This window comes from Vibrio sp. 10N.261.52.C11 (genome assembly GCF_041471405.1).
GTDB classification, from domain to species: Bacteria; Pseudomonadota; Gammaproteobacteria; order Enterobacterales; family Vibrionaceae; genus Vibrio; species Vibrio crassostreae_C.
Genome location: NZ_JBFROI010000031.1, coordinates 18,838 through 29,047 on the forward strand (window position 1 = coordinate 18,838; position 10,210 = coordinate 29,047).

General features: G+C 39.5%; 6 protein-coding genes. 2 read left to right on the forward strand and 4 right to left on the reverse strand.

The genetic code is table 11. From position 1 onward, the window contains the following. Positions 1 to 31 precede the first annotated feature (31 nt). Positions 32 to 2,848, forward strand: a complete 2,817-nt coding sequence (locus AB4323_RS13065) for an AAA family ATPase (RefSeq protein ID WP_372152672.1) — start codon at positions 32 to 34, stop codon at positions 2,846 to 2,848. Continuing rightward, a complete protein-coding gene (locus AB4323_RS13070) occupies positions 2,845 to 4,752 on the forward strand; it encodes a DUF7017 domain-containing protein (protein WP_203483910.1) in 1,908 nt (635 codons plus the stop codon). Before AB4323_RS13065 ends, AB4323_RS13070 begins: the two co-directional genes overlap by 4 nt. Positions 4,753 to 4,801: 49 nt before the next feature. Here the strand turns inward: AB4323_RS13070 and AB4323_RS13075 are convergent, their stop codons facing one another. From AB4323_RS13075 to AB4323_RS13090, 4 genes are all read right to left on the reverse strand, one after another. Next, entirely contained in the window at positions 4,802 to 6,661 is a 1,860-nt protein-coding gene (locus tag AB4323_RS13075) for a DEAD/DEAH box helicase family protein (RefSeq protein WP_148490910.1), read from the reverse strand. Between the two features lie 56 nt (positions 6,662 to 6,717). Continuing rightward, positions 6,718 to 8,703 (reverse strand): glutathione synthase, encoded by a 1,986-nt coding sequence (locus tag AB4323_RS13080; protein WP_372152674.1) that lies wholly within the window; start codon positions 8,701 to 8,703, stop codon positions 6,718 to 6,720. 262 nt (positions 8,704 to 8,965) lie between these two features. Further along, a complete protein-coding gene (locus AB4323_RS13085) occupies positions 8,966 to 9,403 on the reverse strand; it encodes a hypothetical protein (RefSeq protein ID WP_069535830.1) in 438 nt (145 codons plus the stop codon). A 174-nt stretch (positions 9,404 to 9,577) separates the two neighbouring features. Beyond that, positions 9,578 to 10,063: a hypothetical protein gene (locus AB4323_RS13090; protein ID WP_372152676.1), complete on the reverse strand. Its 486-nt coding sequence runs from the start codon at positions 10,061 to 10,063 to the stop codon at positions 9,578 to 9,580. Between the last annotated feature and the right edge of the window lie 147 nt (positions 10,064 to 10,210).

The following is a 10,210-nucleotide window of genomic DNA, read 5'->3' on the forward strand; positions in this document are numbered from 1 at the left end:
TATGAAGTCACACTGATAATAAAGGTTATAAATGGCTGGGAACTTTGAACTTCTTGAGCATCGCTGGCCTCAGTTAGCTAGTTTTGCTCAATATGCAGAGGGTTATGTATATACTGACCCTCAGTCGTCTTTAACAAAACTACGTTGCTTCTGTGAAGCGCTTGTGGGTGTTCTGTACCGTGAGCTTTCCCTGCCGTGCGAACCACGAACCAACTTAATCGATAAACTCAAGTCCGACGAGTTTATCGAAGTTGTTGGTGATGATGTGTGTCAGAAACTTCATGCGCTTCGTATGAAGGGGAATAGAGCGGTACATCATGATGAAGGAACAACAGACGATGCTCTTTGGCTAATTAAAGAGGCCTACTTTTTAGGTCAATGGTTATATAAAGCATATAGTGGTGAATCAGATGCAAGTTACCCAGCCTTCGTTCAACCACAGAAACCAGATTCATTTGGGCAGCTATCTAAAAGTAATGAAGAGTTGAAATCACAGCTAGAAGTAGCTAAACAGGAGCTGTTATCCGTTGAAGCTAATGAGCAAAGTGCTTTAGATGAGCTTTCTAAACTTCGTGGGGAAGTTGATGCGCTTAAACTTGAGAGGTTTAAGGCAAGTGCAGAGCAAGCGGCACGATCTATTGATTTTGAACAGGAAGTAACTAATAAGAACATTTCAATTCATGATAGCTTTTCGGAATATAATTTAACTGCTGGGCAAGCTGAACTTGTAGAGCAATTAGAGCAATTTCTTTCTAATAAAGAAAAGAGTGTCTTTCAGCTAAAAGGTTATGCGGGTACTGGTAAGACTTTCATTACAAAAGGCCTTACTGAGTACTTTAGGTCAATCGGTCGTACGTGTGTACTATCTGCGCCTACGGGCAAAGCTGCAAAGGTTATCTCAAATAAAACGGGATGCAGCGCCTTCACTATCCATAAGACAATTTATTCTTTCAAAGATTTAGTTGAATATCGAGACGAATCAGGTGAAGAGTCTGAGACATACAAGCTCTATGCTCAGATCGCGGTAAATGAGTTATCTGCTGATACTGTATTCATCATTGATGAATCTTCTATGATTTCTGATGTATACAACGATAATGAATTTTTCCGATGTGGTTCAGGAAAGTTATTGAGTGATTTATTGAAGTTCGTAAATTTAGATCACAATGATCACCGTAAGAAAGTTATTTTTATTGGGGACGATGCGCAGTTACCGCCAGTTGGAATGAGTTTTTCACCAGCACTCTCAGCAGATTACCTGAAACAGAAATTTGGGTTAGATACGGTAAGTTACGAGTTAACTGAAGTTGTCAGACAAAAAGCTGACAGCGGTGTAATGATAAATTCAATTCAGTTACGTAATGCACTTAAAGCAGGTGTCTTTAACCAACTTAGTCTAGACACTACCTTTGCCGATGTTGAGGAAATTGAATACGCTGATTTATTACCTAAATATCTTGAGTCATGTCAGGGGAAGATCAACGGTGAGTCTATAGTCGTTGCTGGTTCTAATCGTGATGTGATGCAATATAACTATCGAATTCGAGAGCATTTCTTTCCAGAACAACCAGAAATTTCAAATGGCGACAAAGTAATCGCTGTCTCAAACAATGACCGCTATGGATTCTATATCTCTAACGGTGAGTTTGGCTTAGTTCGTCAGGTACTTGGGCCGAGTGAAATAAGAAGAGTCGTTTTAAACCCAAAAAGTAAAGAGAAGAGAGTCGAGGTAGAGCTGAGCTTCCGAGAGGTGGACATTGGTTTTAAAGATCTCACAGGAATCGCGCGTTTCTTTAGGGCAAAAATAGTCGAAAATTTACTTTACTCAGAGCAACCACAGTTATCTTCTGATGAAAATAAGGCTTTGTATGTTGATTTTTGTATGCGGCATTCAAACCTACGTAGGAATAGCTTAGAGTTCAAAGAAACACTGCGAACAGATCCGTACTTTAATGCACTTCGTGTTAAGTTTGGTTATGCGATAACATGCCATAAAGCTCAAGGTAGCGAATGGAATCATGTTTTTGTTAAATGTAAAACGCATCAGAATACACTCAGTGCAGGATATTTCCGTTGGTTTTATACAGCAATCACTCGTACCGCCAAGCAGTTGTACTTATTAGAGCCTCCCAAAATAAAACTCGGTGGGGGTTTGAAATCAGTAACAACCGTTGGTAATGGTTTCATAGAACCTGCTCCTAAAGCAAATGTGCGCGAGACTACCGTTTCCGTACAGCTTGAAGGCAACAACATTGATCAATCTCCAGTATTTGATCTCTCAGATGACAACACATTTGGTATACCTCAGAGTGAAGCATTTTTAATGCAGCTATTAGGCTCAGTTCGTGACTCCTTAAAAGGTAGTGGCTGTGCTGTAGTTGATATTGATCATAAGCAATATCACGAGGCATATACTATTCAACGAGGAAGTGAATTCGCTAGGATCAATGTTTGGTATAACGCAAAGGGAAAAGTGAGTCAGGTTAAGTTGATCGAAGTTAATCCGTTTAGTAGCGAGGTTGCAGAGCTACTAGCACCATTAAAATTTGGCTTGGTCAATGATTCGAGTGACGCACCTGAAGTTTTATTTTCGCAGGAATTTCAAAATCAGTTTCACCAGCGTCTGATGGAACTGGTGAGTAGTGCAGGTATTACTTTGAACTCAGCGGAAGAGCAGCAATGGGCATTGAGATATACGTTTAGTAAGGGCAATTCTGTTGCAGTTTTTGATATTAACTTTAATGGTAAGCAACAATTTACTAAGAAGTCTGTTTTACCAAGTAAATGCGTTGGCTCTGATCTTGTCGCTGAGATTGACCTGATACTTACAGAGGGGCTGAGCGGATGATTACTAGTAAAGATGTTTTTGCTAAGCGTAAATCTGGGCAACTTGATGAAGCATATCAGATGGCTGTAGAGCTTGTTAAGGAAAATGCTTCTGATGAATGGAATTTTAAGGCATTAGCTTGGTGCTTAATAGATTTGTTGAAACGAGATTCTCAGTCCGATCAGCAACAAAACTTAGCTTATTATTCACAGCAACTGCAATCGATAGACGTTGCTGCAAGTGATGAGATATTAACGACTCAGGTTCAATACGCACTATCGTTATGCAACCCTAATGGGCAATTGATACAAAAGGCCAAATCTTTAAGTAAACAAGGGAATCACCTACAGGCTGCTAATATTTATAAGCAGCTTTGTAGCTCAGGTGCAGGCGATTTGAATGTACAAACCTCTTTAGGGTGGGAGTTATTTCGACTCTTACAGCACTCGTTGGGTCAAGAGCACATAAATGTATCTAGTTCAAAAAGGTTGTTAGCTGACTATCTCAAGCTCAATCTAGTTGAAAAGCCGTCACTATTGCATTCAAGCATACTACAACAAGCAGCTAAGTTAGCTGGTAATTCTAGTTTTAGTCTCATCAGCTTTTTGAGGTATTGGCAGTTAGACTCTCTCAGAGAAGAGGACTATGAACCTTATATCAACAATAACGGGGTTCAATATCCATCATTAGCTGAAAAAGTTATTCAGCAGGCTGCTAAGGAATCGGTTGCTTCTGATATTATCGAAAATCAGCAGTATATTCTCCCGCATTTAGATAATGCTATTGAGCGTTTTCCTGAAAATATATGGCTCAAACTCAATAAAGCAAAACTGCTCTTAAAGCTAGGACGAAGTATAGAGGCTTTAAGTTTTGCTACCGATGTTACCCGCTCTAAAGTCAGTGATTACTGGGCTTGGGCATTACTTGGGGAAGTCAATGCAGAGCTTGATAAGTCAATTGAACTGAGTTGCTATTGTAAGGCTTTGCTTTGTCACACGGATGATAAATTTACAGCTAAAATTCGTATTAAAATGGCTCAAGCATTAGCTTCTCAGGGCGAGTTTGCTGAAGCAAAGCATGAAGTAGATAAAGTCGTAGCCTCTAAAACGAAGGACGGACTGAAAGTTCCAGAAGATGTTGAGAAGCTTCAAGCTCAGGAATGGTACAAAAGCTTTGCTGCTACAGAATCTAACAAGAAGTATTATCAATCCAATGTTTCAAAGGCAGAAGAGTTACTATGTAGCGATTTACCATTCGTGAAGGCTTGTATAGGTGAAAAATTCACTTTACCTGATAAGCCAAATAAACCAAAAAGAAAGTTGTATCTAGTACCGCACGGTAAAGTTGAGCCAATAGAAATCTCAGTTCCTGAAAACAAGCACAAGTTTGGTGATGTAGGATCTGGGTTAAGCATTAAAGGCGACTATGATGGTAGTGGTAGATATCAGGTTTATTTGATAGCTAATCGTGAGTGTGGTGTTATTTGGGACATCTTTACCGATCATGTTGCGGTAGTTGACCATGTGAATCAGAAAAAAAAGGTATTTCATTTCATTGTAAACAGGAAGATTAGCTCAGTTGTACATTTTTCAGATATTGACTTTACTGTAAAGGAAGGTGATTTTCTTGCTGTAAAAGTCGCTCAGTTTAAAACTAAGCAGGGTGAGCGTTATAGAGTATTATCGGTTAAACAGACAGAAAAAACACCTAGCTTCCTTGTGTATAAGAACTTTAGTTGTAGTGTTCGAGCATCTAATGGAATGGGGTTTACCGATGATGATATTTTTATCTCACCACTATTGATGGAGCAGCATGGTGTTAACGATGGCATGCTGGTCAAGGGTACAGCAGTGTTAAACTATAATAAAAAGAAAATGTCATGGGGTTGGAAAGCGTTAAAAATAAACAACGTAGCTACTGAGTAATACCTGATATAGAAGAAACAAAGCCGCGAATATCGCGGCTTTGTTGTTCCTAGAAGACACTGTTATGTCGTATCCGAGTGGTTTGGATGTCATGGCTAAGACGTTGTCCATCCTCAGAATTAGATTCCAAGAATGATCCACGTTGGTACAGAACGATAAGAGTATTGTCTTGTTCAACATCGAGTAAGCTACAGATTTCTTCCATGTCATCAGAATCTAATGAGCGTTTGAAAGCATCCATTTGACCCGATAAGTTATATGTACTGAAGATACTTGCCATAACTTTCTTATCTTCTGTTTGCTCACCACCACCTGGATTCACTATCTGGTTAAAGGAAACCTCTTCACCTTGATTTAGTCGTGAGGTGAAAGCTAATGCTCTTGCCTTTGCACAACTTTGAGTTCCATCATCATATGTTGCGCCATTTACCCATTGTGCTTTGATCCAATTCTGATGTTCACCACGAAGGGCGCGGTTCTTCTTTCTATATGGCCCATCTTCGCCTATCAGTTCTTGACGGATTAAGCTAATAGCTTCTAAAAGTTCTGGGTCAGTAGTAAAGATGGAGAAATCGAAATCAGGGTGTCGAAGTTTACCAGGGACAGCAATATAGCCTTTGGTTGAGTAGGTTTTGATATCGGTAAGTTTTTTCGTAATCTTAGTTTCAGAAACAGGGGCTATTGTCGTACCACGGTCAAACCCTCTTACTTCATAACGTGAACAAATTTGGTCAAATAACTGATGAAGTCCTTCAAACTCATGGCTGTTATGATTGGACTCTAAATGATCAAGTAGTTCACCATAGGCTCTGACAGCATCTAGGTTAGTGTAGTGCTTTGCTGTTGTATTTTTGTGGTAGCCACAAGCACGACCAATATTAGCTTGTACAACCGCTGCAATATTAGCAATCGTGCTATCCCAAGAGTTGATAAGTGTTTCTTTCATCTCTTGACCGAAGTTAACGCCAGCCCTAAATCCCGCGACAGTGATTGCTATCAGTTTGTCATCAAATAATGCAGCAGTTTCGTATTCACGCTTAAAGTCATCAATAGAGCAGAGTTCATGATCTTCGAGACCTACTAGTTTTTGACCAATAATATGTATTTGATGTGGCTCAATACCATTAGAGAGCAAAACATCTCTTGCAATTTTTGCCTGACTGCTAGGTACTCGAATTAATGACCAACCAGAGCCTTCATGTTCTTTGATTTGCCGAATAAAACGATTTCTCAGTAAAGAGCTTTCACAAAAGTCTCGCGAGTTTTCATCAAGCTTAATGATCTGGTTGCTTCGATGCATTTGCCTAATACCATGGTACTCGTCACTTGTTTTGTGAAAGACTAATGAAGTATTAAAGTTGTGGCGGAGTATCGAGTCTGCACCAGCCGCATATAGCGCACTAAACGGAGTTGCAGAGACAAAGGCAACATTGCAGTGGCGGTTGTCATGCTCAAGATAATTGAAAACCTTGTCGTATCGCACGCTATCACTGCTTGAACCATAGTGACACTCATCAATAATGATTAGTTTAGGAGCTTGAAACTTGAAGTGTGTCTTTAGTGCGGATTCAAAATTTGTAAAATTACTGACGACCACGTTTTTGCTAGCAGACAGGTCTTGTTTGGCCTGCTCTTGAAGCGCAAGGTCCGCCATGGTTACTAAATATAACGTGTCTTTCAGACATTTCCTGTCGATTATCACTTCATCTGAAAGCGAAAGTCTTTGCAAGCAAGATAGGGCAAGTGCAACCCCTGATTTACCAGATTGCATTTCCGCAGCAATGACGACTGCTCTAGATCCTGCTTTAAACTGGTTGAATGCTTGTTGTGCCGCTTCACGCTGGTGTAGATACGTATTATTTGAGATTGTATGCTCAGTAAGTTTGCGGTGCTTATCAGAATTATTCATGGTTAGTACCGAAAATGGGAGCTAACAAGCCCCCACTAAGATTAGTTGTGTACAGGTTAGGTTTTATCTGAAAAATGAGATTCATCGCTTAGATCTCCAGATTTTTCAGGCAATTCATTATGCTGTTTCTTTGCGATAGAACGCTCGATATCGTATTCACCACGCTTGTAGAGTACAAACATAGTGTCGTCTCGCTCGATATCGAAATAATCGCACATGTCATAAACCTCTTCTAAGGTCATGATTTTTTTATCAACCTGGCGACGAGAAATGTTGTATATGCTGAATATGGTCGCTGTAACTAGCTTGTTTTCTGATAGTTCGCCTGAACCAGGAGCGACAACACGGTTAAACTCAAGATACTCACCGTTGTCGAGCATTGTCGTGTAGAGCTTTGCTTTCTCTTCCTGAGTACCGTCTGCATGAGCTTTTTCAGGATTATTGTAGCTATCACCATTTACCCATTGAGCTTTTATCCAGTTCTTCTTTTTACCACGCATCGCTCTATTGCCTTTGACACTTGGCGCTCCTTTGGCAGTAAACTCATTGCGAATTATGTCAATAGCTTGAAGAAGGTGTTTGTCTCTGGTGTATTGCGTAAAGTCCGCTTCGTCATCCAATAGTTTGGCTGGTACAGCGATATAACTGTCTGTTCGATAGGTTTCAACGTCACCGATAGGTCGTCTACGCTTGTATTTGATCGTTAAACCAACATCTAACCCATTGACTTGATACTCTTGACACACATCTTCAAAGAACTCTTTTAGTCCATCAAAGTCAGATGCAGCTTCCTCAGAACAAGTTTTCTCTAAGTGATCCAAAATAGATGCATAGGCTTCTGTTGCATTTAGGTTCGTAAAGTGTAGTGATGAATTATTACCGTGGTAACCACAGGCACGACCTATGTTGGCTTGTACGACTGCTGCAACGCTAGCAACAGTGCTATCCCAAGTCGAGATTAAATTGTTTTTCATCATAGCACCAAAGTTGATGCCAGCTCTTGCTCCAGCAACTGTGATTGCAATTAGCTTATCCTCAAAGATAAGAGCATCATCAAACTCACGTTTAAAACGTTCTATACTGCAATGCTCATCTTCAGGGACGCCTGAAAGAGAGTTTCCCAAAATATAGACAGAACTTTCGTCGATGCCTTGGCTGATCAAAAACTTTTTTGCATCCATTGCGAATCCAGCGGGAACTCGGACTAAAGACCACCCCATACCTTCGTGAGATTTGAATTGCTGGATAAACTCGTTACGTTCTGGTGAGTCAACTAGGAAATTTTTAGTGTCTTGCTCGAGACCTTTAACTTTGCCACTTTTCAGCATTTCACGGACACCATAATATTCATCGCTGGTTTTGTGGAACACTAATCGAGTGTTGAAATCACGCCTCAAAATAGAGTCTTTAAGTGCGTTTTGAGCGGCTTCTTGAGCCTCAAGAATAAGAGCTTGATCGTCATCACATTCGGCTTCTTCCTGAATTTCAATCGCCTCTTGATATTCAGTTTCGGCTCCATAAAGAGCGCCGAAAGGAGTTGCTGAAATGAATACAACTTTACAGCTATCGTTCTCTTGTTCAAGGTAATCAAAGATCTTGCTGTATCTGACAGCGGATACGTTTGAACCGTAGTGACATTCATCAATGATGATCAGCTTAGGCGGATTACCTTTAAAGTCATTCTCTAACGCTTTTTCAAAATTAACAAAGTTACTGACGACTACATTCTTCGCCAATCTCAGATCAGCTTCGGCTTGTTCTTTTAGTGCGGTATCGGGCATGGTGACTAAGTAAAGCGTATCTTTAAGCTGCTTGCGATCACAGATATCGGTATCACTTAAACTGAGTCTTTGTAAGCAGCATAGGGCTAGAGCTATTCCTGATTTACCAGCTTGCATTTCAGCCGCCGTTACTGCTGCTCGAACGTCGCCAATAAAAGCATTAAATGTTTTTGTTGCTGCATTGACTTGGTGGGAGTGAAGAGCATCGCTTTCTAGTATCGTATGAACCATATGGCGAAGTTTGTCTGCTTGAGTTGTCAACTTTCCTAACCTAGTTTGTACTAAAAGAATAGTTGCATATTATAACGTATTAAGCGTGTTTTGGTGAAATACAACGCGGTCTTTAAGGGGTGTAATGACCATATTGATTCGCATGTCGTGATGGGGGGGGATTTTATAGGTAGGGAAGTGAAAAATCGTGAAGTTGAGGTTAAGGTCACAACGTTTAAGATTGATACTGAGTGATTAAAAAAAGCCAGTGCGGATGCACTGGCAAAATCGATGGGGTAGAGGAAGTGCATAATTATAATGATGAACGCTGACTTAATCGACAAAGCCACTCTTGTAATGAAAAACAATTTGAAATGATTCTTTCAGAATCAGATAAATCATCATTGAGATAAATCTTTAACTGATTATCTTCGCAATGTGTTTTCATGAAGTTCGATTTGTTCATCGTAAACACGACATCTAGAATGTCATCAAAACTCTCAACTTGATGAAGAAAACGATTTGATAAACGCCCAGATAAAAGACTTCTATCTTCTGAGTACTGATGTGATAAACATACAAGTGTATGGGCTTGAGCGAATACGACAAATAAATCAATGGGGTCTTGAAAATGAACTGTTCGAGGATGGTGTTTTAATACACTGAAATTTAAGGTAACAAGAGAACTGGCCTCAACATAGTTAGGCTGTGATAACAGTGCTTTTTGATTCTTAGATATAGCAAAACTCATAAATTAATCCTTAATAAATCAAACCTCCCCAAAAAAGATTTAATGTTTAATTTATTATAGATTAATTTAAATGCGTAAAATTGGGGCTTAAATTACACAATCACAAAGCTAATGCCTTAATCAGTAATTGTCAAATGTTTTTGAGTCGAATGTATGAAGCCTGTTTTTATCAATTTAATCTTCAGCGTATAGCTCTTCGTAATCGATAAGGTGCATGTTTCTATCAATCCTTTTTAAATCCTCAAAAGCGAAAATTTTCTTTGCAAGACGAATAGTGTCATAAGGTTCAGTTGTGTTAGCCATTATTACTTCATGGCTATGAGGAACATGCACAAACTCAATGCTGCCAAATCTAGTCTTATAAAACCCCGATTTCCCAGTCGTGCCGAGAATTAAAACCATTGGAATTTGGGAGATAACACTCCAACGTGATAGGGCATCTTCGAAAGAGATGTAACACAGTTCGCCTTCTCGCAGTGACAAGGCTAGTTTGTCAAAGAAATTAGGCGGCAATGTCGAACGCGAGTAAACAAATCGCTCTAAATCAATACTGACAATGTAGTCATATTTTGCAATGATCTGCTCAATATCATCACTTCTAAAGATTGAGCAGATCTCCTCACGTTTATAGATAAACTTTTCTGTACGCCGATACTGCATTTCGAAAATCATTTTCAAGATAGAACTCCTTACATTAAAAATGATTAAACTAATTGGCTTTAGCAACATTATTCTATGTTATGTTTAATATTAACACAACATTAAGTTGATAGAGCCATATAGTCATAACTACAGGTGGTTATATTT